General features: G+C 36.4%; 20 protein-coding genes. 4 read left to right on the plus strand and 16 right to left on the minus strand.

Going from position 1 to position 24,372, the window contains the following annotated elements; genetic code table 11:
- Positions 1 to 293 precede the first annotated feature (293 nt).
- From MHH45_RS14685 to MHH45_RS14725, 9 genes are all read right to left on the minus strand, one after another.
- Positions 294 to 1,745: an NAD-dependent succinate-semialdehyde dehydrogenase gene (locus MHH45_RS14685; protein ID WP_033670947.1), complete on the minus strand. Its 1,452-nt coding sequence runs from the start codon at positions 1,743 to 1,745 to the stop codon at positions 294 to 296.
- A 213-nt stretch (positions 1,746 to 1,958) separates the two neighbouring features.
- Positions 1,959 to 3,320 carry a sigma-54 interaction domain-containing protein gene (locus tag MHH45_RS14690; RefSeq protein WP_016112847.1) on the minus strand — a complete coding sequence of 454 codons (1,362 nt, stop codon included), beginning with the start codon at positions 3,318 to 3,320 and terminating at the stop codon, positions 1,959 to 1,961.
- A gap of 333 nt (positions 3,321 to 3,653) precedes the next feature.
- Positions 3,654 to 5,015: a 4-aminobutyrate--2-oxoglutarate transaminase gene (gene gabT / locus MHH45_RS14695; RefSeq protein ID WP_077295404.1), complete on the minus strand. Its 1,362-nt coding sequence runs from the start codon at positions 5,013 to 5,015 to the stop codon at positions 3,654 to 3,656.
- A 157-nt stretch (positions 5,016 to 5,172) separates the two neighbouring features.
- Positions 5,173 to 5,919 (minus strand): HAD family hydrolase, encoded by a 747-nt coding sequence (locus tag MHH45_RS14700; protein ID WP_016132287.1) that lies wholly within the window; start codon positions 5,917 to 5,919, stop codon positions 5,173 to 5,175.
- 174 nt (positions 5,920 to 6,093) lie between these two features.
- Positions 6,094 to 6,999, minus strand: coding sequence for a diacylglycerol kinase (locus tag MHH45_RS14705; protein ID WP_003194652.1), 906 nt, complete (start codon positions 6,997 to 6,999; stop codon positions 6,094 to 6,096).
- A gap of 547 nt (positions 7,000 to 7,546) precedes the next feature.
- Complete coding sequence (gene gatB, locus MHH45_RS14710) at positions 7,547 to 8,974, minus strand: Asp-tRNA(Asn)/Glu-tRNA(Gln) amidotransferase subunit GatB (RefSeq protein ID WP_016112844.1); 1,428 nt, start codon at positions 8,972 to 8,974, stop codon at positions 7,547 to 7,549.
- Between the two features lie 13 nt (positions 8,975 to 8,987).
- Positions 8,988 to 10,445: an Asp-tRNA(Asn)/Glu-tRNA(Gln) amidotransferase subunit GatA gene (gene gatA, locus MHH45_RS14715; protein ID WP_016112843.1), complete on the minus strand. Its 1,458-nt coding sequence runs from the start codon at positions 10,443 to 10,445 to the stop codon at positions 8,988 to 8,990.
- A 14-nt stretch (positions 10,446 to 10,459) separates the two neighbouring features.
- Positions 10,460 to 10,750 (minus strand): Asp-tRNA(Asn)/Glu-tRNA(Gln) amidotransferase subunit GatC, encoded by a 291-nt coding sequence (gatC, locus tag MHH45_RS14720; RefSeq protein ID WP_003194647.1) that lies wholly within the window; start codon positions 10,748 to 10,750, stop codon positions 10,460 to 10,462.
- 141 nt (positions 10,751 to 10,891) lie between these two features.
- Positions 10,892 to 11,128: a YiaA/YiaB family inner membrane protein gene (locus MHH45_RS14725; protein WP_016112842.1), complete on the minus strand. Its 237-nt coding sequence runs from the start codon at positions 11,126 to 11,128 to the stop codon at positions 10,892 to 10,894.
- Positions 11,129 to 11,358: 230 nt separating this feature from the next.
- Here MHH45_RS14725 and MHH45_RS14730 point away from each other — a divergent pair, with 230 nt between their 5' ends.
- From MHH45_RS14730 to MHH45_RS14745, 4 genes are all read left to right on the plus strand, one after another.
- Complete coding sequence (locus MHH45_RS14730) at positions 11,359 to 11,841, plus strand: MarR family winged helix-turn-helix transcriptional regulator (RefSeq protein WP_016112841.1); 483 nt, start codon at positions 11,359 to 11,361, stop codon at positions 11,839 to 11,841.
- A 79-nt stretch (positions 11,842 to 11,920) separates the two neighbouring features.
- Entirely contained in the window at positions 11,921 to 13,099 is a 1,179-nt protein-coding gene (locus MHH45_RS14735; protein WP_088094319.1) for an ArsA family ATPase, read from the plus strand.
- A complete protein-coding gene (locus tag MHH45_RS14740) occupies positions 13,092 to 13,286 on the plus strand; it encodes a DUF3926 domain-containing protein (RefSeq protein ID WP_016112839.1) in 195 nt (64 codons plus the stop codon). The genes MHH45_RS14735 and MHH45_RS14740 overlap by 8 nt, the downstream gene beginning before the upstream one ends.
- 307 nt (positions 13,287 to 13,593) lie before the next feature.
- Complete coding sequence (locus MHH45_RS14745; protein WP_088094318.1) at positions 13,594 to 14,151, plus strand: cysteine hydrolase family protein; 558 nt, start codon at positions 13,594 to 13,596, stop codon at positions 14,149 to 14,151.
- Positions 14,152 to 14,210: 59 nt separating this feature from the next.
- On the opposite strand, the gene MHH45_RS14750 is transcribed toward MHH45_RS14745, so the two are convergent.
- The 7 genes from MHH45_RS14750 to MHH45_RS14780 form a co-directional block, all read right to left on the minus strand.
- Entirely contained in the window at positions 14,211 to 15,104 is an 894-nt protein-coding gene (locus tag MHH45_RS14750; protein WP_088094317.1) for a DUF4097 family beta strand repeat-containing protein, read from the minus strand.
- A gap of 458 nt (positions 15,105 to 15,562) precedes the next feature.
- Positions 15,563 to 17,110, minus strand: coding sequence for an L-glutamate gamma-semialdehyde dehydrogenase (gene pruA / locus MHH45_RS14755; RefSeq protein ID WP_088094316.1), 1,548 nt, complete (start codon positions 17,108 to 17,110; stop codon positions 15,563 to 15,565).
- A gap of 156 nt (positions 17,111 to 17,266) precedes the next feature.
- A complete protein-coding gene (locus tag MHH45_RS14760) occupies positions 17,267 to 18,037 on the minus strand; it encodes a TSUP family transporter (RefSeq protein WP_088094315.1) in 771 nt (256 codons plus the stop codon).
- A 95-nt stretch (positions 18,038 to 18,132) separates the two neighbouring features.
- Positions 18,133 to 19,326 (minus strand): CamS family sex pheromone protein, encoded by a 1,194-nt coding sequence (locus MHH45_RS14765; RefSeq protein WP_016132282.1) that lies wholly within the window; start codon positions 19,324 to 19,326, stop codon positions 18,133 to 18,135.
- A gap of 16 nt (positions 19,327 to 19,342) precedes the next feature.
- Positions 19,343 to 21,352: an NAD-dependent DNA ligase LigA gene (gene ligA, locus MHH45_RS14770; RefSeq protein ID WP_016132504.1), complete on the minus strand. Its 2,010-nt coding sequence runs from the start codon at positions 21,350 to 21,352 to the stop codon at positions 19,343 to 19,345.
- Between the two features lie 14 nt (positions 21,353 to 21,366).
- Positions 21,367 to 23,601: a DNA helicase PcrA gene (pcrA, locus tag MHH45_RS14775; protein ID WP_016132503.1), complete on the minus strand. Its 2,235-nt coding sequence runs from the start codon at positions 23,599 to 23,601 to the stop codon at positions 21,367 to 21,369.
- Between the two features lie 12 nt (positions 23,602 to 23,613).
- On the minus strand, positions 23,614 to 24,303 hold the full coding sequence (locus MHH45_RS14780) for a heptaprenylglyceryl phosphate synthase (protein WP_016132279.1): 690 nt from the start codon (positions 24,301 to 24,303) through the stop codon (positions 23,614 to 23,616).
- Between the last annotated feature and the right edge of the window lie 69 nt (positions 24,304 to 24,372).

The following is a 24,372-nucleotide window of genomic DNA, read 5'->3' on the forward strand; positions in this document are numbered from 1 at the left end:
GAATACAAATTATTTAATGAAAAGAGCCATTTTCCTAGAAAAAGGCTCTTTTCACTTTTTAGTATACTGCCTTAATATAATCAATGTATAAAGTTTTATTATTATAATATTAAAAATAAAGGGAGGAGTTTTCATGACAACAGCAAATGCGATTTTAACATTCGTTGGTAAAGTGATTCCATTAGTAACAGATCTATTGAAAGCACTCATGTAAACTTATTCTTTTATATTAATTTACCCTCACATAATAAAAAGGTTGTTTTCATTTTAGAAAACAACCTTTTTTTACTTTATTATAATCCTAAAGAAATGTATTTAATTTCTAAATATTCGTCAATTCCAAAATGACCACCTTCACGGCCAATACCACTTTCTTTATATCCGCCAAACGGAGCTTGTGCAACTGATGGAAGGCCATCATTTAAGCCGATAATGCCATATTCTAATGCTTCACTAATTTGAAATGCTTGACTAATATCTTTTGTAAATACATATGCAGCTAGACCATACGGAGTATTATTAGCTCGTTCAATTACTTCTTCAACCGTTTCAAATTTTGCAACAGGCGCAACCGGTCCGAATGTTTCCTCATTCATACATAACATTGTATCGTTTGCTCCTCCAATTACAGTTGGTTCAATAAAGTGACCATTTAATTCTGCAATTGTTTGTCCTCCATAAAGGATTTCGCCGCCTTTTTGGATAGCATCTTCTATATGTTCCTTTACTTTTTCTACTGCATTCGCATCAATAAGCGGCCCTACAGTCGTACCTTCTCCAAATCCATCTCCTACCTTAAGCTGACCTACTGCTTTTTGAAACTTCTCTGCAAATTCTCCATATACCGCTTCTTGTACAAATACGCGATTTGTACATATGCATGTTTGACCAGCATTACGGAATTTCGAACCAATTACCGCTTCTACAGCTTTATCTAAATCTGCATCATTCATCACAATAAACGGAGCATGCCCCCCTAATTCAAGTGACACTTTTTTCATTGTTTTCGCTGCACCACACATTAATTCTTTTCCGATTTCAGTTGATCCCGTAAACGAAACCTTTCTCACACGTCCATCATTCATCCACGTATCAGCAATAGCCTTTGCACTACCTGTTACAATGTTTAAAACGCCTTTTGGAATATCAGCCTCATGTGCAAGTTTGGCTAATTTTAACGCCGTTAACGGCGTTTGACTTGCAGGCTTTACAACTGCTGTGCAACCTGCTGCAAGCGCTGGAGCTACTTTTCTTGTAATCATAGCAGCTGGAAAATTCCACGGTGTAATTGCTGCAATAACACCAACAGGCTGTTTTATTACTAAGATGCGTTTATCTGGATGAGAAGCTGGAATCATCTCACCATATACTCGCTTTCCTTCTTCTGCATACCATTCTACAAAACTATTCGCATAATTCACTTCACCAAGTGCTTCTGCAAATGGCTTCCCTTGTTCTTTCGTCATAATTGCTGCGATTTCTTCTTTATTTTCATCAATTAGTGCAAACCACTTTTTTAATTTTTGCGCACGGTCAGCTGCAGTTAATTTTGACCAAGATTTAAAGGCTTCATGTGCAGCATCTACCGCTTGCTTCGCCTCAGTGACTCCGCCTTTTGGAACAGTTGCAAATACTTCCTGCGTCGCAGGATTATTAATTTCAATTTGTTCCTGTAGCCCGATCCATTCCCCATTTATATACATTGCTTTCTGTTCTAAATTTATATAAGTCGCTTTCTTATCCAACATTTTCTTCCTCCTTTATATTCACTTCATTTTCTTCTATATTTCTATCATACTTTCAAAAAAGCATTCGAACAAAGAAATAGCCTTCACTCGTATTCTCTCTTTATTTTCACTTGGAATGGGACAGTTTCTATGCATGAACGGATGCTCTCTCCCCCCTAAAAAGAAAGGTTCTATATCATTTTTTCAATTTGTATTTATATAAATTTGTATTTATATAAATTCCTCTCCTATAAACCTCTTAATTTTCCTCGTCGCTGCAGACTGGCTTATTTTCAAAAACTCTGCTACTTTATAGCTTGATCCATATGTTTTATACGCTTTAAGGATAATATTCCGTTCTACTTCTTCCAACATTTTATAGAGGCTTTGACCGGACTGTTCAACTGTTGATCCATGCATAGATAATGGTAAGTCTTCAATCGTTACAATGTTATCTGCAGTAATGACAATTCTTTCAATCACATTTTCTATTTCTCTATTATTCCCTTCCCAAGGGTACCCTACAAATATTTGTAGAGTACTAGGGGCCAATTTTACATCACGTCCATACTTCTCGTTAAAGTGATGTAAGTAATGATAGACTAAAGGTAAAATATCTTCCGTTCTTTCACGAAGTGGAGGGATATGAATCGGTATTACATTTAAACGATAGTATAAATCTTTTCGGAAAGTACCTTGTTTCACCATTTCAGCCAAATCTCTATTCGTAGCTGCTACAATACGAACATCTACTTTTTTTAGTTCCCTACCTCCTACTGAGCGGAATGTTTTTTCTTGTAATACTTGTAACAGTTTCGCCTGAATTTCAAGTGGCATTTCACCAATCTCGTCTAAGAAAAGAGTTCCTTTATGAGCTAGCTCTAAAATTCCTTTTTTTCCTTCGCGGTTTGCACCTGTAAATGAACCACCTGAATAGCCAAACAGTTCCGATTCGATTAAATTTGTCGGCAATGCCGCACAATTAATTTCATAAAACATTTCATTTTTACGATAACTCACTTCATGCAAATGGCGTACTAATCTACTTTTCCCTACACCAGTCTCGCCTAAAATAAGAACCGTACTATCTACCACAGAGACTTTTTTGATTGTTGTAACTATTTTTTGCATAGCTACACTTTTAAAAATAAGCCCCTCATATTCATACGTTTCTCTTAACTCTTTTTTATATGTCTTTAACTGATTATCCATCTCTTCGACCTTTTTTCGTAATTGGTAGAGTTCAGTGAGGTCACGAGAATAACTAATTACCCTTCGCAAATTCCCTTGTTCATCAAACACAGGCCTTGTACGAACGTGTAAATACTCTCCTGATTTTGTTGTCTGAACAAGTTCAATTGGCTTTTTCTTCTCAATTACTTCTAATGTTGCAGATGGATAAAAGATCCCTTCTTTTTGTAGTTCTTTTACATGCTTACCTACTAACTCCTCAGCAGATAATTGATAGTGTCTTTCGCATGTACTATTTACACGGACAACCGTTCCTTCCTCATCCGTGACAAAAATCTCATCAAATGCATATTCAAATACATCTTTTAAATCCATAAATGCTCGTTCCTTTTCTGCAACCATTCCAGCCACTCCTCAAATTCAAGTACATTGCTTCACTTTATTATCTCTTACATTTCATTATAAAATGAAACCTGTATTTAAGGGAATTTTCTGTATATTAAACAAAGTAAACTAGAATGGTCACAAATATGTTATATATATATCCATTTTGATTTTCCGACATATAAGGCGCTACTATAAAGAACAAACGGTAATCTACGGTCGTTTTCTCTCTTTGTTTTAACTTTGCATGAGGCTGTAGGAGAGTCTGACCGCTTCTATACATGAATGGATGCTCTCTCCACCTAAAAAAAGAAAGATTTTATGTCGTTTTTTCAATTTGCATTCTATTATTTATACACGAGCTATATCTGCTTGCTCATAACAAGCTTGCAGGGAATCTTCAATAATTGTAAGCCCCTCTTCTAGCTGTTCATCTGTAATGACAAGTGGCATTAATACACGAACTACATTCCCATACGTTCCAGCAGATAATAAGAGCAATCCACGTTTATTTGCTTCAGCACATAAATTTGCTGTTAATGCTTTATCCACTTCTTTCGTTGTACGATCTTTAACAAGTTCGAACGCACACATTGCTCCTAAGCCACGCACATCACCAATACAATTATATTTTTTCTTCATTGCTTCAAATCGATCCATCACAACTTTTCCTACATGTACAGCTCGATCATTTAATTTTTCTTTCTCTATAATATCCAAAACAGCTAATGCCGCAGCGCAGCCTAATGGACTTCCAGCGTATGTTCCACCAAGTTCCCCTGGTGCTGATTCATTCATAACTTCTTTTCGGCCAATAACGCCACTAATCGGTACTCCTGCCCCTAATGATTTTGAAACAGTAATTAAATCTGGAACTACATCATAATGATCAATTGCAAAGTATTTTCCTGTACGACTAAATCCTGTTTGAATTTCATCAGCTACAAATAAAATACCATGTTCAGAGCAAAGACGACGTACTTCTTGGACAAACTTTTTACTTGGAATGATAAAACCACCTTCACCTTGGACTGGTTCCATCACAACAGCTGCTATACTTTCTGGTGCAACTTCTGATATTAAAAAATTCTTAAATTCTTCAATAATAAAGTTATCGTATTGTTCGTCTGTTAAACCTTCTGGACGACGATATTCATATGGAAATGGTGCTTTATATACTTCCGGTGCAAATGGACCAAATCCGAATTTATATGGCTTTACTTTACTTGTCATCGTCATTGTCATCAATGTACGACCATGAAACCCTTTTGAAAACGCAATAATGCCAGGTCTTTTCGTATATTTACGAGCAATTTTCACAGCATTTTCAACTGCTTCAGCACCACTATTTAAAAATAATACTTGTTTTTCAAATTTTCCAGGAGCTAATGCCGCAAGCTTCTCTGCTAATTCAATATATGGCTCATACATCATTACATTAAATCCAGTATGAATATATTGATCTACTTGTTTATGAAGCGCCTCTTTCACAACAGGGTGACAATGTCCTACGTTAATCGTTCCAATTGCTCCTGCAAAATCGATAAATTGATTTCCATCTACATCTGTTACAAGCGCACCATCGGCTGACTGTACGAATGTTGAAATCCCATTACTCACGCCCCTTGGTACGATATTTTGACGGCGTTCTAATAAAGAAGCTGCCTTTGGTCCTGGAATTTGTTCATTTACTTTAGCGAATTTTGTATTCATCGTTTCTCCCATCCTTTTCTATGCTATGATTTTCTTTTTCTATATTGCAAGATGTATGCCAACTTACAAATGTAGTGTTGTTCTAACATTCCTAGTATTTCGACATAAAAAATAAGTCTATAAAGACTTGTTATGAGTCTCTATAGACTTATTTTATTTATACATTAGACTTCCTTTGTTCCCAAATAAATTCACCAGAGCCAGAAATAAGATCTCCTACAGAATCTAGTACAACATCGGCAAGTGGTGCTAATGTTTGTCGATCCCCCGTCCCAGAAAGAACACCAATTGCATAACAAGCGCCACTATTTTTCGCTAAATGTAAATCGGTCGGTGTATCGCCAACTACCGCTACTTCCGATGAATCCAAGCTAAACTTCTCGCAAAATGCTTCTACAATTTGTTTATCTGGTTTTTGTGCCGGAAATGTATCTGCAGCTACAATACAATCAAAGAAAGATTCCAATCGATACTGCTTTAAAAATAATTCTGTCGGTGCAAAATCATCAGCTGTCACCACCCCTAAAACGAAACCTTTATCTTTCAATGTTTGTAAAACCCTTGGTAAATCTGCTGTCATCCTCATATGTGAACGATGTTCGTACATAAGAGTAAATAGTTTTCCACTTATCCAGTGATGCATATCACTCTCTTTAACAGACGGTATATACTTACAACATATTTTCGCTATATCGAGGCTTGTTCCTGCTGCTAATACACTACTTGGATGAACAACCGCCCCTTTAACACCAATTTCTTCTAAAATCGTTAACTGTAATGATTGAGGTAATTGATGTAGTTCTATAAGTTTAGCTACAAGTTCTTCTGCAACTTTAATCCAAATCGAATGAAAATCCATTAATGTTCCATCTTTATCAAAGAGTATTGCCTTTATCTTCTCCATAACAGACCCTACCTTTCTGCCCTTCTCACATTCAGTGTAGCAAGTAAATGTGGATGTAAGATGAACGCATTGTAAAAATACAATGAAAATCAAACCAACTCCCAATTTACAAAAGGAATTAATGACACGATTCCATCGACACGTTCCTATATAAATAAATAAAAAAGGATACCTTTATAAGGTATCCTCTTTATGTTCTGGAACAAATAGTTCAAGACAATGATATATATTTTCAAATTCCATTGGCGCATCTCCGCCATATTCACCATCTAAATTAATCATTAATTTATCCGGCGAATGAACCTTAATACGATTTGCCTGCGTATATAAAACTTTTGGATTATTAATATGCTCACCGCGCTGTGCTTGTGTTGCTGCTTTAATCAAATCAGCAATAGAACCCTTCTTCAGCACTAATAAGTCAAATAAACCATCGTTAATAGATGCATATGGTGCAACTTTTTCAAAGCCACCAACTGAGCGGGTATTCGTAATTAAAAACATCGTAATCTCTTCTTGCAATAGCTTTCCATCATACTCGATTTCAACGTATGTTGGATGTAATGATGGCAGCATTTCGATACCTTTTAAATAATAGGCAAGCTGTCCTAGTACTGTTTTCAGCTTACTTGGTACTTCGTATGTTAATTCTGTAATACGTCCGCCGCCAGCAATGTTAATAAAATATGTATCGTTCGCTCTACCAAGGTCTAATGGAACAGTCTTACCTTCGCAAATAATATCTGCCGCCTCTTCAATAGAACGCGGTACACCGATTGCACGTGCAAAATCATTTGTCGTCCCAACTGGAATGATTCCGAATTTTGGACGATATTCATTTCCTACTAAACCATTCACCACTTCATTTAACGTCCCGTCACCACCCGCTGCAATGACAACATCAAATTTACGATTTGCCGCTTGCCTCGCTGCCACAGTCGCATCTCCAGGACCCGTTGTCGCATGACAAGATGTTTCATATCCAGCTTGTTCTAATTTTTGTAATACTTCTGGTAAGCTCTTTTTAAATAACTCACGGCCAGAAGTAGGGTTATAAATTATTCTTGCTCGCTTCATCATTCATTAGCACAGGAAATTTCTCATTCACCATTCACAGAAAAAGAATATACCGAATCTTTATTCAGCGTTCCTATGCCTACCTCCTCTCATCTCCATATCCTTCTTTTAGCCCATTTAAAAGGACAAATAAGGACCCAGGTTCATACCGCTTTACATCAGCAAAATATAAAGAACAACCTACTAATGAAAGCTTTACTTTATTGAACTAAGCAATATATATCATTTCACCATTCATAGTACTTTCTGTTTCTTACATACAAGACAGGGGATAACAATTATCTATTATTTCACGAGATGAAAAAACTCTCTATGTCTAGATTTATCATTATTCCCACCTTTTTGCAACTATCATACCATAGTTGCTATACAAACATTTTCTCACTTTTGTCAGTTAATCAAACGTTTGTTTAAATAATTTCTTAATTTAAACAAACGTTTGATTAACTCAGAAAAAACACCCAAATATGGGTGCTTTCTCTGAGTAATCTTTACTATTTGATAACCGCTTAACTTCATGAGCTAGGCTATCCAGTTCCACTTTTCTTTATTATCGCTTGTTGATTTCTTCTAACAAGATTTTATTAACAAGTGGTGGGTTTGCTTGTCCTTTTGTCGCCTTCATAATTTGACCCACTAAGAAGCCAATTGCACGGTCTTTACCGTTTTTAAAGTCTTCAATAGATTGTTCGTTATTATCAAGAATTTCTGTTACGACCTTACGAAGTGTACCTTCGTCAGAAATTTGAACAAGACCTTTTGCTTTAACGATTTCTTCTGGGTCTCCACCTTTTTCAATTAATTCATTAAATACTTTTTTCGCAATTTTAGACGAAATTGTACCTTTTTCAATTAATTGAACCATTTTAGATAGACCAGCTGGCGTTAATGCTACGTCTTTTAATTCTTTTTGTTGTTTATTTAAGTATGCAAGTACTTCACCCATTAACCAGTTTGATGTTAATTTTGCATCTGCACCATCTGCGATTGTTGCTTCAAAGAAATCAGACATCTCTTTTGTTAATGTTAATACGTGTGCATCATAAGCTGGTAAACCAAGTTCTTCAACATAGCGTACTTTACGAGCATCTGGAAGTTCTGGAATAGAAGCACGAACGCGCTCTTTCCACTCATCATCGATGTAAAGTTCAACTAAGTCTGGCTCTGGGAAGTAACGGTAATCGTCAGATCCTTCTTTTACACGCATTAAGATTGTTTTCTTTGTTGCTTCATCATAACGACGCGTTTCTTGTTGAATGATGCCACCAGATAATAATTCTTTTTCTTGGCGTACTTGTTCATGCTCAAGACCTTTTTGTACATAAGTGAAAGAGTTTAAGTTTTTCAGCTCTGCTTTTGTACCGAACTTCTCTTGTCCTACTGGACGAAGGGAAATGTTCGCATCACAGCGAAGAGACCCCTCTTCCATCTTACAGTCAGATACACCTGTATATTGAATGATAGATTTTAATTTTTCTAAGTATGCATATGCTTCTTCTGGCGTACGCATATCTGGCTCAGATACGATTTCGATTAATGGCATACCTTGACGATTATAATCCACTAATGAACCTTCACTTGTATGCGTTGATTTACCTGCATCTTCTTCTAGGTGAAGACGTGTAATACCGATGCGTTTCTTTTTGCCATCTACTTCAATTTCAATCCAACCATTTTCCCCAATTGGTTTATCATATTGAGAAATTTGGTATGCTTTCGGATTATCTGGATAGAAATAGTTTTTACGATCAAATTTTGTTTCTGTTGCGATTTCACAGTTTAATGCCATTGCAGCTTTCATTGCAAAGTTAACTGCTTCTTTATTTAGAGTTGGAAGCACCCCAGGATATCCTAAGTCAATTACACTTGTTTGTGTATTTGGATCCGCTCCGAATTCTGTTGGACTCGCAGAGAAAATTTTCGAATTCGTTTTTAACTCAACGTGAACCTCTAAACCGATAATTGTTTCTAAATTCATCTATGCTCGCCTCCTACAGACTTGCTTTTTTTGTATGATAATCTGTTGCTTGCTCAAACGCATGTGCAACGCGATAAATTGTTGCTTCATTAAAGTGTTTACCGATAATTTGTAAACCAAGTGGCATGTTGTTCGCACCGAATCCACATGGAACAGAAATCGCCGGAACACCTGCTAAGTTCACTGGAATTGTTAAAATGTCGTTTGCGTACATTGTCATTGGATCATCTACTTTTTCGCCTACTTTGAATGCTGGAGTCGGCGTTGTTGGTCCAATAATAACGTCATAGTTAGCAAATACATTTTCAAAGTCATTTTTAATTAATGTACGTACTTGTTGTGCTTTTTTGTAATATGCATCATAGTAACCAGAGCTAAGTGCAAATGTACCGAGCATGATACGACGTTTTACTTCATCACCGAAGCCTTCGCTACGCGTGTTTTTGTAAAGGTCCATTAAGTTACTCACATTGTCAGAACGAACGCCATAGCGTACGCCATCAAAGCGTGAAAGGTTAGCAGACGCTTCTGAAGAAGAAATTACGTAATACGTTGCTAAAGCATATTTAGAGTGCGGAAGAGATACTTCTTCCCAAGTTGCCCCCATACCTTCTAATACTTTTAACGCAGCTAGTACTGACTCACGAGCTTCTTCGCCAACACCTTCTCCTAAGTATTCTTTTGGTACAGCGATACGTAAACCTTTTACATCACCTGTTAAACCAGCTAAGTAGTTGCCAACTTCAACATTTGCAGAAGTTGTATCCATGCGGTCAACACCTGAAATCGCTTGTAATAGGTATGCATTGTCTTCTACTGTACGTGTAATTGGTCCGATTTGGTCAAGAGAAGATGCAAATGCAACTAAACCAAAGCGAGATACACGTCCGTAAGTTGGTTTTAAACCAACGACACCGCAATATGCAGCTGGTTGACGGATTGAACCACCCGTATCAGAACCTAAAGAGAATAATACTTCTCCTGCCGCTACTGCTGCTGCAGAACCACCACTAGATCCACCCGGAACATAATCTAAATTCCATGGGTTTTTCGTAGCGTAGAAACCAGAGTTTTCATTTGAAGACCCCATTGCAAACTCGTCCATGTTTAATTTACCGATTGTAATTGTGTCAGCAGCTTTCAGCTTTTGCACAACTGTCGCATCATAAATTGGATCAAAGTTTGCTAACATTTTGCTCGCACAAGTTGTACGAAGGCCGTTTGTTACAATGTTATCTTTCACACCGATTGGCATACCGAAAAGTAAACCGTTATCTTCAGCACCAATTTTCGCATCTAATTCCTTCGCTTTCGCGCGTGCATTTTCTTCATCTAATGTAAGAAAAGCTTTTACGCTATCTTCTACATCCGCAATACGTTTGTATGATTCTTCTACTAAATCCGTAACGGAAATTTCTTTGTTGTTTAACTTCTTATGTAACTCTGATACAGAATGATCAAATAATGACATCGAAATTCCCCCCTCTATTCTAATACTGCTGGAACACGGATTTGATTATCTTTGTGATCCGGTGCATTTTTTAATACTTCTTCAACTGGTAAACCTTTTTCTGGTACATCTTCACGCATAATATTTTTCATATCTAATACGTGAGTTGTTGGTTTAACACCTGTTGTATCTAATTCATTTAACTGCTCTGCAAATGTAACAATTGCATCGAGTTGCTTTTGAAATTTTTCTGCTTCTTGATCTGTAATTGCAAGACGTGCTAAATGCGCTACATGCTTTACATTCTCAACGGAAATTCTTGACACGGCTAGGCCACCTCCATAATATATCGTTCAATCTACAATACTATTGATGATACCAAATTTTCAGTACTTCAAGCAAGTCAACACACGGCACTTACAGCATTTTTGCATAAAAAAAGAAAGGCTTCTGCCTTTCCTCTCAATTTAGTTTTTATCCAACGGTTCTTTTTTGGGTAAATGCTCGTTATCTTCTTCATTATCACGAATTGTTTTTTGCAGTACAAAACAGGACATTGTTAAAAATAATGTTCCAATTAAGTAGTATCCTTTTACACTAAGCGTTTCATCTAATGTATAAATACCAATTAACATACCAGAAAGCGCACAAACAAATGAAGTCCATGCTAAAAATGTGAACGCTTGGGTATTTCTCTTTCTCATTGTTCTCCCCCTTGATCTGTACATCCATTATAGATAAGTATATTACTATTATGGATTTTTATGTAAAATATAATTCTGTATTTATTACTCACCATACACATTTTCTATTATAAAGTTTATTTTTTATCTAATCTGAAAAAAACAAACATTAATTGTTTGACATTTATTTGCAATACGCATAAAATAAAACCAAATATTACGAATCTCGAAATATACGGGAGTGGAAATAATTGTTGCAATATGAACATTTTTTAGACTTACTGCTAGATAACGCCAAGAAGCTTTTCTATCCAGAAGAATGGGTGAGCCTTGATTTATCACTTTCTAAAACAGAAATATTCTGTCTGCTATGGATGGAGCGAAATACAGATATTACGATGACGAAGATCACGGAACTCCTTGACATTCCAATGAGCACAACGACAGGTGTTGTGAATCGGCTTGTGAAAAAAGGATATATTGAGCGCTATCGGAATGAAAGTGATCGACGCATTGTCTTAATTCGCTTAACCGAAACAGGAATACGACTTGTTCAAGAAGTGAAACAGAATGCAGCTCATTACTTTAACCTTGTGACGGAAGCATTATCAGAAGAAGAAAAAACATCTTTACTACAAATCTTCCAAAAGATTATGAATCACATCGCTACGTCACAACAAAAACAAGTGGAAAAGCTTCCTACACCTAAGATGAAAAACATCCCGATTGAATAAGGCCCTTTATGGGGTTTTTATTCAAATATATATTTCGATACTCGTAATATTCGATAACCGAAACAAAGGGGATATAAATATGAGAATTATTTTGTATACAGGCAAAGGCGGCGTAGGAAAAACTAGCATTTCAGCGGCAACAGCACTTCAAAGTGCAAAACAAGGATTAAAAACATTAGTAATGAGCACTGACCCAGCTCATAGCTTAGGAGATTCCTTTGGCATAAAATTATCTTCTGAGCCACTAGAAATTCGTGAAAATTTATGGGCTCAAGAAATCAATACAATTTATGAAATGGAAAAAGGCTGGGGGAAATTACAAAAGTATATTACATTGCTATTCACATCAAAAGCAGCCGATGATATTACAACAGAGGAATTAACGATGTTTCCTGGCATGGAGGACTTAATTAGTTTACTTCGTGTACTCGATTACCATAAACAGAAAACATATGATGTCATCATTATTGATTGCGCACCAACCGGAGAAACTCTCGCCATGCTAAGCTTTCCTGATATGCTCGGCTGGTGGATGGAAAAACTCTTTCCGATTAAAAGAAAAGTTTTAAAAGTTGTTCGACCTGTTGCACAACCACTTCTAGGAGTCCCACTTCCTACTGATGATATTATGGATGAATTAACAAATACACTTGAACACCTTGGAGAAATGCGGGATATTTTATCTAACCGTGACGTGACAAGTATTCGCGTTGTTGTAAATCCAGAAAAAATGGTTATTAAAGAAGCGCAGCGTAGCTTCACCTATTTGAATTTATATGATTATAACGTGGATGCGATCATGATTAACCGCGTCATCCCTAATACTGTTACCGACTCCTACTTCCAAGCATGGAAAGACGCGCAGAAAAAATATAAAGCATTAATTCAGGATAGCTTCCAACCACTTCCTATTTATGAATCCCCAATGTTTGAACAAGAAGTAGTTGGATTACCTATGCTAGAGCGTGTAGGAGATGCTCTATTCAAAGATGATGTAGAACCAACCGCTGTAAAATTCAACGGGCGTACACAATATGTAAAAAAAGATGGAGATGAATATATTTTTGTTCTCTCTATTCCATTCTCGGATAAAAGTGAACTCTCTTTAAATCAAAAAGGTGATGAACTCATCATTCGCGCCGGTTCTGTCAAACGAAATATTACATTACCAAAAACATTAACGCACTTATCCGTTCAAGGTGCAAAATTTGAAGGGGATGTTTTAAACATTCGTTTTGGGGGTGCGGTTCATGCATGAGGATTTATTAAGAAAAGTGATTCATACAAAAGTGGAAGTTGGAATGTATATCATAAATGAATTACCTACTCCCTTTAGGCAACAAGCTAAAAAAATGATAAATATTTTACAAGAAGAACTCTCTTCTTGTATGCAAGAAAAAAAACAACCGACAGACAAATCATTAAAGAATATCACAATTGAATAACTATGGTAAAAATATGAAACCCTCTTTTCAACTAATTTCTTTATTGAATCAAATAAAAAAGACCAGGAAAATTCCTGGTCTTTTCACTCTACCTAACAAACATTGGATTTATCCCGCTATTTGCGGGCAGTAATACTCCCATCTCAAAATTCAATGAAAGCAAGGAACTTAGTAGCTCATTACAAAACAATTATTTTTAAATTCATGTAAAATTCTCCTTCACATTCTCTCTCTAAAAGGAAAATATCCCTTTCCAGTTGAATAACATTACATGAATACGAAATGAAAACGGAGGACGATGACTAATATGAAAACAGCCCTTTTACTCGTTGACATTCAAAATGATTATTTTCCAAATGGCAAGATGGAACTACGTGGTGCCGTTGAAGCTAGCGAGTATGCAAGTCAACTTCTAAGGCACTTTCGAAAAACTAAGCAACCAGTTTTCCATATCCAACATGTATCTACGAAAGAAACTGCCACCTTTTTTCTTCCTAATACAGAAGGTGTTCACATTCATGAAATTGTTCGTCCATTACAAGATGAAACGGTTATCCTCAAACACTATCCAAATAGTTTTCGAGAAACAAGCCTACTAAAACAATTACAAGACTTAAACATTCAACATCTCATTATATGCGGAATGATGACTCATATGTGTATCGATGCCACAGTAAGAGCTGCTTTTGATTTCGGTCTTCGTTGCACTGTTGTACATGATGCATGTGCAACAAAAGATCTTATCTTTAAAAATGCTACGATTCCTGCTGTCTATATCCATAATACAATTTTAGCAAGTTTGAATGACATATATGCAGAAGTCATGAGTACAGAAGAGTTCTTACGTTTTAGAAACTCCATCTAAGACAAAAAATCATGTCTCTCACAGACGGAGACATGATTTTTTATACTGCTATTCATAGGTTACCGTAACTTGAAGTCCCCCGAACTTGTTTTTACTTTCACTTTATTTTCCCCTGTACCTTTTACTCCAACTAACTGATTCTTTGATTTCTCTTCATATAGCAAACCAGCAATATTTACATCCGCCTTACCTGAACTTCCATCAAACTCGACTCTTAAAGATTCAGGAAGTGTATCAAATTGCATCTTAACATCACCGCTTGATGTATTACACTCTACCTCTCCTTGCAAACTACGATCATTATATTCAATATCACCTGATGATGTTTTAGCTACTAATTCTTTAGAATGTAGATTTTCTACCCTAATTTTTCCGCTACTTGTGTTCAACTTTGCTACTTCGATTTCACTTTTATCTGTCTCAATCTTTCCGCTAGACGTTTTAGCTGTTAATTTTTCTTTTACCTTAGAATGCGAGAATGATACATCCCCAGAGGAAGTATTTATCTCCGCTACCTTTGTTTCAATTTCTTTTGCAACAAAATCTCCTGATGATGTAGTTACTTTTACAGTGTCATATATTTTCTTTGGAATTTTAACTTGTAAATTTACATCTGCGGTAGTTCCAATTCCCCAACCGACAGAATTCCAATTTTTACTAAAATCAATATTTAATCTATTGTTTTCTTTTTTCACCTCAAATTTATATTTATCTACTAGCTCTTTGCTTATCTCTCCATCCAGTAACACTTCTATATCTTTTGAATCACCTGTAATAATTTTAACATCTGCTGCCGAAGTCTTTACTTCAATTTCATCAATTTTTTCACCATCCACCGTTTCTTCTTTATGAATTTCAGTTTTATTAAAAGCTACACCAAAAACAGTCATTGCCCCAACACCAATGCCCCCAATAATTAACAATGATAATGCGATAAAAACAATCTTTTTCATAAAATAACACTTCCTTCGTCTTATTTCTTTTAATAAAATCATTAAAAATTAAATTCCATACATCCCTATTCATATAACTTTTATTATTCAGTACTATATATTATACAGTACCATTCCAAAGCTACTTATTCTCCTCAGAATCTTTCATGTTTCATTTTATCATTTACCATAATTTAACACAATGTTATTTTCTGAAAAATATAAAAACACCACTTTCAGTGAGCAAAACCGAAAGTAGTGTCCTCTTGTCTAACCATAGATTTTCTTTCAAATTGTATTATACAGGAAATTCAAAAAATTAATACAGAAAAATATGACGAATGGATCAACTTTTCTGGTGCTTTTGTTTCTTTTCACTCTTTTATATTGTATTTAAGCAAGGTAGCAGTTTTCCAATCAGAATCTTTCTTACATGAAAAAGGCCTTCCCTATTACAGGAAGGCCTTTTCATCTATTTCTTATAAAGTTTCAGAAGTAGTTTTTCCTTGCATGTGAAGTGCGATATAGTCAGGTCCACCAGCTTTAGAGTCTGTACCAGACATGTTAAAACCACCAAATGGTTGGTAACCTACGATTGCACCAGTACATCCACGGTTGAAGTATAAGTTACCAACGTGGAAGTCTTCACGCGCTCTTTCGATATGTTCACGGTTATTAGAAACAACAGCTCCTGTTAAACCGTATTCTGTGTTATTTGCAATTGCAAGCGCATGATCAAAGTCTTTCGCTTTACAGAATGCTACTACTGGTCCGAAGATTTCTTCTTTCATTAAACGAGCGTCTTCTGCAACGTCAGCAACGATTGTTGGTTGGATGAACCAGCCTTTAGAGTCGTCTCCTTCGCCACCTGCTACTACTTTACCTTCTTCTTTACCAATTGCAACATAGCTCATTACTTTATCAAATGCAGCTTGGTCATTAACTGGTCCCATGTTCATGTCTTTTTCAGCTGGGTTACCTACCGTTAATTCTTTCGTTAATTCAACAGCACGGTTTAATACATGATCATATACATCTTCATGGATTACTGCACGAGAACAAGCAGAACATTTTTGTCCTGAGAATCCAAATGCAGATGCAACGATAGACTTAGCAGCTAATTCAAGATCTGCTTCTTTATCAACAACGATTGTATCTTTACCGCCCATTTCAGCGATAACACGTTTTAACCAAATTTGGCCTGGATTTACTTTTGCTGCGCGTTCGTAAATACGAATACCTACATCGCGTGATCCAGTGAAGCTAATGAAACGTGTACGAGGGTGGTCTACTAAGTAGTCACCAACTTCAGATCCGCTACCAGGGATGAAGTTTACAACGCCTGCTGGTAAGCCTGCTTCTTCTAATACTTCCATAAATTTCGCTGCCACTACAGGTGTTGTACTAGCTGGTTTTAGTAATACTGTATTACCAGAAACTACTGCAGCTGTTGTCATACCTGCCATAATTGCGAATGGGAAGTTCCAAGGAGAAATGATAACACCTACTCCTAATGGAATGTAAGAGAAACGATTATATTCAATTGGACGGCTTTCTACTGGCATACCGTCTTTTAATTTTAACATTTGACGACCATAATATTCCATAAAGTCGATTGCTTCTGCTGTATCCGCATCTGCCTCATTCCATGGTTTACCTGCTTCTTTTACAAGAATAGCAGAAAACTCATGCTTTCTACGACGAACGATTGCTGCAGCACGGAATAAAATGTCTGCACGCATTTCTGGTTTTGACTTTCTCCAAGTTTGGAATGTTTCATCCGCCACTTGCATTGCTTTTTCAGCTAATTCACGGCTTGCTTTTGAAACACTGCCCACAACTTCTTCTTTATTTGCAGGGTTTACAGAAACGATTTTCTCGTCTGTAGTGATCTTTTCTCCCCCGATAATTAATGGATAGTCTTGTCCAAGATAAGATTCTACTTTCTTTAAACCTTCTTCAAACGCTAACTTGTTAGCCTCTACTGAAAAATCTGTAAATGGCTCATGCTTGTATGCTACTACCATTCTTTTTAGCCTCCCCTTAGAAAAACGTTTACATTTTACAACATTATTCTACACGATAATTTAGATTTATTCAAATATTCCTAGACTTATATTTTAAAAATTAATTAATTTTTAAAATATAATAATAATAAAAGAGCTTCATACCTAAGTATGAAGCTAAAAAATATGAACATATTCCAAAACACTTTTCCCAATCAACAAAATTGTTACCAATAAAAATAAAGTACGAACATATCCAACACCTTTTTGTACTGCAAACTTTGATCCTAGATAAGCCCCAAAAATCATTGATAACCCCATAATAATACCGTATTCAAAATGAATGACATCTAAAAATAGAAATGTGATTAAAGATACAATGTTACTAACGAAATTCAAAAGTTTTCCAGATGCAGCAGCTTGAATAAAATCCAAACCAATTAATAAAAATGCAAAAATTAAAAATGAACCTGTCCCGGGACCAAAAAATCCATCATAAAATCCTAAACTTAAAATAACAAAGAAAAACATTAATGCTTTTCCTTTCGTCATCTTTTTATAAGTGGACACACTTCCCCAATCTTTTTTTACAATAATATAAATTGCAATAAATACCAACATAATAAGTACAAGCGGCCGTAAAATATCGGGTGGAATAAATTTCACAACTAAAGCTCCAGCTATCGCACCCACAATAGTTAATGGGATTAACTTTCCTACTATACGAAAATTAACCTTCCCTGAACGAATAAAATAAATAGTGCTTGTAAAAGTCCCCATCGTTGCAGCCAGCTTATTTGTTGCAATTGCCGATGCAGGCGATAAGCCCACAAACATAAGTGCTGGAAGTGAAATGAGCCCTCCTCCTCCAACAACTGAATCAATAAATGCAGCCAAAAAACCGAAAGCAACAAGTAATACAATAATCTGTAAACTTAACTCATCCATGTCTTTTCTCCTTACCCCTTTTTATTCACAACATTAGAAATTATAACAAAATTACAGAAGAAAAAAAGCCGTTCCAAAAAGGAACAACTTTTTTCTTAATCTAAAATTTTCACAAATGGTTCATCTTGCTTTTCCTCACGAATAATAATCGCTTCCGGTCGCTCAACAGACTTAATTGTTACCTGTACTTTCACATAATTCGGGAAGTATTGCATAACTTGTCCAGCAACAAATTGCGTAAACCCAATGACTTCTGCTTTTCCGTTAAATTGAACAGGAATTTCAAGCTTCATTTCCTTTAATTGATCATCTTTATAGAATCCTGTACCAATAACAGCTGTGTAATCATTTTTGAAATACTCACTCAGCTTTGCAGTGAAGTTTTTTACAATGGCTGCATCGTCACGATGCGCTTCATCTACCTCTTTTGAAGGAAATAAATAATATTTCTCGTTAATTTCTTTCCAATCCCCTATCTTTTCACTGCCCTTATCTACTTGAGTGTAGGAGACAAATCTTCCTGGTACAAGTGTTGATTTTGGACCTTGGCGATAAATAGCAAATGTAATTGGAACATTTTTTAATTTCGGATCTTTCTTTTGCAACAATGTTAAAATTTCTTGCGCCATAGGCTTAGCTTTTTCTAGCATTTCTTTTTCTGAAATTTCAACTTCTCGTGGATACCCATGTTCCTCGGTATAATAATGAATCGAATTCATCGCTAACCCAATAACAACCCCACCAAGTTCAACTTCTTTGTCATCTTTTGGCACATAATAATCGTGCTCTAAAATATTAGAAAGATACATTGGTGTTTTTTTATTTCGAACCTCTAATGATTCTGAACCTTCTTGTAACGCCGGGTTCAATCCAATATTAGGGAATTTCACTGCGTCTTTTTTCAGTTTCTCTTCTAACTCTTTTTGCTCAGCATCTGTACGCTTTCTCTTTACAAGCATTTGAACAGTTTCTTTATCTAAATATTTACCACCTTGGAATAAATAATTTTTTGTGCTAAACGATTCTTTTGCAATGCGCATCAATCCTGTTTCAAATTCATCTATATCTAGACGGCTATTCAATCCTTGTACAACTAAGCCACGTGCAGAAGCTGGATCAAACGGGAATACCGTTTTATAATACTCATCAGAAATAGAATATTTCGGAACAATCGCTTGTTCTTTTGATTTACCCGATTTTTCAACAACTTTTTCTTCTTTTTTTATACCTGTACTACATCCACTTAGAAGTAGACCTAGGCTTAATACCGCTAATGCTATTTTTTTCATGGTAAGTTTGCACCTCTTACTTATTCAGCTCTTGTAAGAACCTCTCTTCATTCCAAACCTCAATATTATGTTTCTCTGCTTGTGCTAATTTTGACCCTGCCGCTTCACCAGCAACGACTAAATCAGTACTTTTACTTACACTACCTGTTACTTTTCCACCTAGCTCTTCAATCTTTTTCTTCGCTTCGCTACGCCCCATAACTTCTAGTTTCCCTGTTAGAACGATTGTTTTTCCAGCGAAGTAAGATGCAATATTTTGTAAATCAGCACGTTTTATGCCTTTGTAGGTCATGTTAACACCGTACTCTTTAAATTGTTGTAATAATTCTAACACGTCTTCATTATCAAAGTACGTTACAATTGATTGGGCCATTTTCTCGCCAATTTCATTAATCTCTTTTAACTCTTCTTCTGTTGCTTTCACAAGATGATCCATCGTTTCAAAATGCTCAGCTAACGTGCGAGCCGCTTTTGCACCGACATGACGAATACCAAGTCCAAATAATAGACGCTCCAACGAATTTTCCTTAGAAGTTTCAATTGCTTGTACTAATTTAGATGCTGATTTCTCACCAAAACGCTCTAATTGTAACAATTGCTCTTGCGTTAATGGATACAAATCTGCGAATGTCCGAATATAATCTGCTTCAAAGAGCTGTGTAATAACACGCTCTCCAAGCCCATCAATATTCATTGCATTTCTTGAAACGAAATGAATCAATCCTTCACGAATTTGCGCTGGACATGCTGGATTAATACAACGCAGAGCTACCTCTTCTTCTAAACGAACCAGTTCACTGTCACAAGTCGGACAATGCGTTGGCATATGATACTCTTCTTCTTCACCAGTACGTTTATCGAAAATAACATTAACTACTTCTGGAATAATGTCTCCAGCCTTTTTCACAATAACGTAGTCACCAATTCGAATATCTTTTTCACGAATTAGATCCTCGTTATGTAGAGATGCACGGCGGACAATTGTTCCTGCCACTCGAACTGGTTCTAGTTCTGCCGTCGGTGTCACAACCCCTGTGCGTCCCACGCTCAGTTCAATACCTGTTAATCTCGTTACAACTTCTTCTGCCGGAAACTTATAAGCAATTGCCCAGCGTGGACTCTTTGCTGTTGTTCCTAAACTATCTTGCAAGGCCACATCATCTACTTTAATTACGATTCCATCAATCTCATAATCAAGATTCGGGCGCTTTTCCTGCCATTCTTCTACATAAGCGATTACATCTTCAATTGTTTCACATGTACGGCGATTTGGATTTGTTTTAAACCCAAGCTCGCCTAAGAAGTTTAATGATTCGCTATGTGATGCAATCGTCTTTTCTTTCACATCAGCAAGGCCGTACACAAACATTGACAAATTACGCTTCGCAGCAATTTTTGGATCAAGCTGGCGAAGTGATCCGGCTGCTGCATTACGTGGATTTGCAAAAACTGCCTCACCATTTTGTTCTTTCTCTTCGTTTAATTTTACAAATGAACGCTTTGGCATATATGCTTCACCGCGCGCTTCTAATGTTACTTCTTCTTTCAAACGAAGAGGGATCGCTTTAATTGTTTTTAAATTTTGCGTAATATCTTCACCAGTTACGCCATCACCACGTGTTGCGCCTTGAACGAAGCGTCCTTTTTCATAATGAAGGGAAACAGCAAGACCGTCAATTTTTAGTTCACATATATATCTTACATTTGAATCATCAATTCCTTGACGTACTCTGCGATCAAAATCACGTAAATCTCCTTCATTAAAGGCATTTCCTAAACTTAACATCGGCGATTTGTGCGTTACCTTTTCAAATATATCAAGCACTGTTCCCCCAACTCGAACGGTGGGAGAGTCTTCTGTTAAAAATTCTGGGTTCTCTGCTTCTAATTTTATAAGCTCCTGCATATCGCGGTCGTATTCCGCATCAGAAACAGAAGGATTGTCTAATACGTGATATTGATAGTTGAATGCATTCAACATATCACGAAGTTCTTCTATACGCTGCTTTGCCTCTTCTTTTGACATATCCTTACTCCTTTCTATTGTTTCGTTACAGGTGCAAATTTTGCTAATAAACGTTTAATGCCAATTGGGCTTGGGAATGCAATATCTAATTCTTTTGCATCTCCTTCACCTTTCACACTTACAACTGTACCAACACCCCATTTTTGATGGGACGCTTTATCACCTACAGCCCAGCCAATTTGCTCTCCTCCTGTCGTTTTCACAGTTGGACGCACAAATGCAGAGCGGGAACGTGTTGTCGTTGTTGTTGCCCCAGCCGTTCTTCCTTTTGCACTAAATGTCTCACGCTTTGGCGCTGTTTCATTTAATGGTTCTAGCAACTCCGTAGGAATTTCTGAAATAAATCGAGATGCTGCATTCATATTTGTTCTACCGAATAAAGTACGCATTTGGGCATTTGATAAATATAACTCTTCTTCCGCACGAGTAATACCTACATAAGCAAGACGGCGTTCCTCTTGCATTTCATCTTCTTCCATAAGAGAGCGAGTATGCGGGAACACTCCTTCTTCTAGTCCAACAATAAAGACAACTGGGAATTCAAGTCCCTTTGCCGAGTGCATTGTCATTAAAATAACTTCTTCACCCGCAGTTGGATCCTCATCCACGCGATCAATATCTGCAACAAGTGCCAAATCTGTTAAGAAAGCAACAAGACTCTTATCTTCACTTTGCGATTCAAATGTCTGTGTAACAGATAAAAACTCATCTAAGTTTTCAAGTCGTCCTTCTGCTTCTAAAGAACGTTCATTCTTTAGCATATCGCGGTAACCCGTTTTCTCAATCACTTCTTCTACTAGTTCCGTAACAGATAAGTATTCTTGCATGTTTACCCAATTGTGTAATTGACTTGCAAATTCTTTTACTGCTTTTGTGATTTTTGCACTTACTCCGACATGTTCAATTTCATCCATTACAGCCGTTAATGAAATCCCATTTTGCACGCCGTAGTTAATAATTTTATCGATAGACGTGGCACCGATTCCTCGCTTCGGCATGTTAATAATACGTGCGAAGCTAATCTCATCATCTGGATTTGCAATTAAACGTAAGTATGCCAAAATATCTTTAATCTCTTTACGATCATAGAACTTAATGCCGCCGACAATTTTATATGGAATATTAGACTTTAAGAAAATCTCCTCGACCATACGAGACTGGGCGTTTGTACGATACAGAACCGCAAAATCTGTATATTTTCGATTTCCCATTTGAATTTCATCGCGAATTTTTTTTGCAACAAAATATGCTTCATCCTTTTCCGTTGCAGCACGGTAATACGAAATCTTGCTTCCAATTTGATTGTCTGTCCATAATTTTTTCGGTTTACGATTTGAATTTTTTTCAATTACAGCATTAGCCGCATTTAAAATATTTTGTGATGAACGGTAGTTTTGCTCTAACAAGATAACCTGTGCATTTTCGTAGTCTTTTTCAAATGACAAAATGTTAGAAATGTCCGCCCCACGCCAACGATAAATGGACTGGTCAGAATCACCAACAACACAAAGGTTTTTAAAGCGAGCAGCTAATTTATTTACAAGAATGTATTGAGCTCTATTCGTATCTTGGTACTCATCCACATGAATATATTGGAACTTACGCTGATAGAATTCCAATACTTCTGGAACACGTTCAAATAAATGGATCGTCGTCATAATTAAATCATCAAAATCTAATGAGTTATTTTTCAAAAGACGTTTTTGATATTCCGTATATACATCGCTTGTTAATTTTTCAAATGGATCCGCAATTGAAATTTGCTTTGCATATTTATCAGCAGATAACAATTCATTCTTTGCATTGCTAATACCAGATAAAATAGAACGTGGATCGAACTTTTTCGGATCAATATTACGCTCTTTCATAATCTTTTTTACAACCGTAAGTTGATCACTTGCATCTAAAATCGTGAAGTTACGATTAATTCCGATACGATCAATGTCACGTCGTAAAATACGTACGCACATTGAGTGGAACGTAGAAATCCAAATATCTTCCGCTTCCGGGCCAACAAGCTTATCGATACGTTCACGCATTTCACGAGCCGCTTTATTTGTAAAAGTAATTGCTAATACATTCCAAGGTGCTACACCTTTTTCACCAAGTAAGTATGCGATGCGATGTGTTAGCACACGCGTCTTACCACTACCAGCACCAGCCATTAATAGAAGTGGTCCGTTTGTTGTTTGCACTGCCTTTTGTTGCTGAGGATTTAAACCATTTAATAATTTATCAGTTATACTCATATGTGCCTGCACCTACTCTCCTTTTACAGCTTTTACTGTTTGTAAAGCTGCTTTTATATCATCATAAATTACATTTCCTACAACGACTGTATCAGCGTACTGTGCCATTTCTTTTGCTTCTTTCGCACTTGAAATTCCACCGCCGTAATACAGCTTTGCTTGTTGTAATTCTGCTTTTACGTTTTTAACGAGTTCAATATCTCCGTAAGTACCGCTATATTCTAAGTAGAAAATCGGCAACTTCAGAAGCTTGTCTGCCATACGTGCATATGCAATCACATCATCTTCTGTTAAATCACATTTCGCTTCTGTAAGCTGAGCTACCTTTGCTTCTGGATTTAAAACACAATATCCTTCCATGAAAATTTCATCCCAGTTCATAATATCCCCAAATTCCTTCAATGCCTCATGATGAATTCCCGTTATCCATTCCACTTTTGGGCTGTTTAAAACACTTGGAATGTAATAAAAATCAAACCCTGGTGTAAGAGCTTCAAGATCAGAAACCTCTAACACACAAGGAACTGCATATCTACGAATGCTTACTAGCATGTGTAATACATTATCAATTGTTACCCCGTCACTTCCGCCTACAATCACTGCGTCTGTTCCAGATTCACAAATCATTTCTAAATGTTCATCGCTTAATTCCTTATTCGGATCAAGCTTAAATACATGTTTCCACTGTGAAATATCGTACATGAAAACACCCTTTCTTTTGTCTATTCACCTTTATGTGCTGGTTCAAAAAGGAGGATCTAGAGAGCCGAG

It is taken from the genome of Bacillus sp. FSL K6-0042 (genome assembly GCF_038006685.1).
GTDB lineage: Bacteria > Bacillota > Bacilli > Bacillales > Bacillaceae_G > Bacillus_A > Bacillus_A pseudomycoides.

Coding starts and splice junctions, on each gene's coding strand:
- MHH45_RS14765 (WP_016132282.1), bottom strand. CDS start 19,326: ATGAAAAAAATAGCATTAGCGGTATTAAGCCTAGGTCTACTTCTAAGT.
- MHH45_RS14725 (WP_016112842.1), bottom strand. CDS start 11,128: ATGAGAAAGAGAAATACCCAAGCGTTCACATTTTTAGCATGGACTTCA.
- pruA (WP_088094316.1), bottom strand. CDS start 17,110: ATGGTAGTAGCATACAAGCATGAGCCATTTACAGATTTTTCAGTAGAG.
- gatA (WP_016112843.1), bottom strand. CDS start 10,445: ATGTCATTATTTGATCATTCTGTATCAGAGTTACATAAGAAGTTAAAC.
- MHH45_RS14750 (WP_088094317.1), bottom strand. CDS start 15,104: ATGAAAAAGATTGTTTTTATCGCATTATCATTGTTAATTATTGGGGGC.
- MHH45_RS14735 (WP_088094319.1), top strand. CDS start 11,921: ATGAGAATTATTTTGTATACAGGCAAAGGCGGCGTAGGAAAAACTAGC.
- ligA (WP_016132504.1), bottom strand. CDS start 21,352: ATGTCAAAAGAAGAGGCAAAGCAGCGTATAGAAGAACTTCGTGATATG.
- MHH45_RS14690 (WP_016112847.1), bottom strand. CDS start 3,320: ATGGTTGCAGAAAAGGAACGAGCATTTATGGATTTAAAAGATGTATTT.
- MHH45_RS14780 (WP_016132279.1), bottom strand. CDS start 24,303: ATGTACGATATTTCACAGTGGAAACATGTATTTAAGCTTGATCCGAAT.
- pcrA (WP_016132503.1), bottom strand. CDS start 23,601: ATGAGTATAACTGATAAATTATTAAATGGTTTAAATCCTCAGCAACAA.
- MHH45_RS14705 (WP_003194652.1), bottom strand. CDS start 6,999: ATGATGAAGCGAGCAAGAATAATTTATAACCCTACTTCTGGCCGTGAG.
- MHH45_RS14760 (WP_088094315.1), bottom strand. CDS start 18,037: ATGGATGAGTTAAGTTTACAGATTATTGTATTACTTGTTGCTTTCGGT.
- MHH45_RS14740 (WP_016112839.1), top strand. CDS start 13,092: ATGCATGAGGATTTATTAAGAAAAGTGATTCATACAAAAGTGGAAGTT.
- gatB (WP_016112844.1), bottom strand. CDS start 8,974: ATGAATTTAGAAACAATTATCGGTTTAGAGGTTCACGTTGAGTTAAAA.
- MHH45_RS14745 (WP_088094318.1), top strand. CDS start 13,594: ATGAAAACAGCCCTTTTACTCGTTGACATTCAAAATGATTATTTTCCA.
- gabT (WP_077295404.1), bottom strand. CDS start 5,015: ATGAATACAAAATTCGCTAAAGTAAATGAACAAATTCCAGGACCAAAG.
- MHH45_RS14700 (WP_016132287.1), bottom strand. CDS start 5,919: ATGGAGAAGATAAAGGCAATACTCTTTGATAAAGATGGAACATTAATG.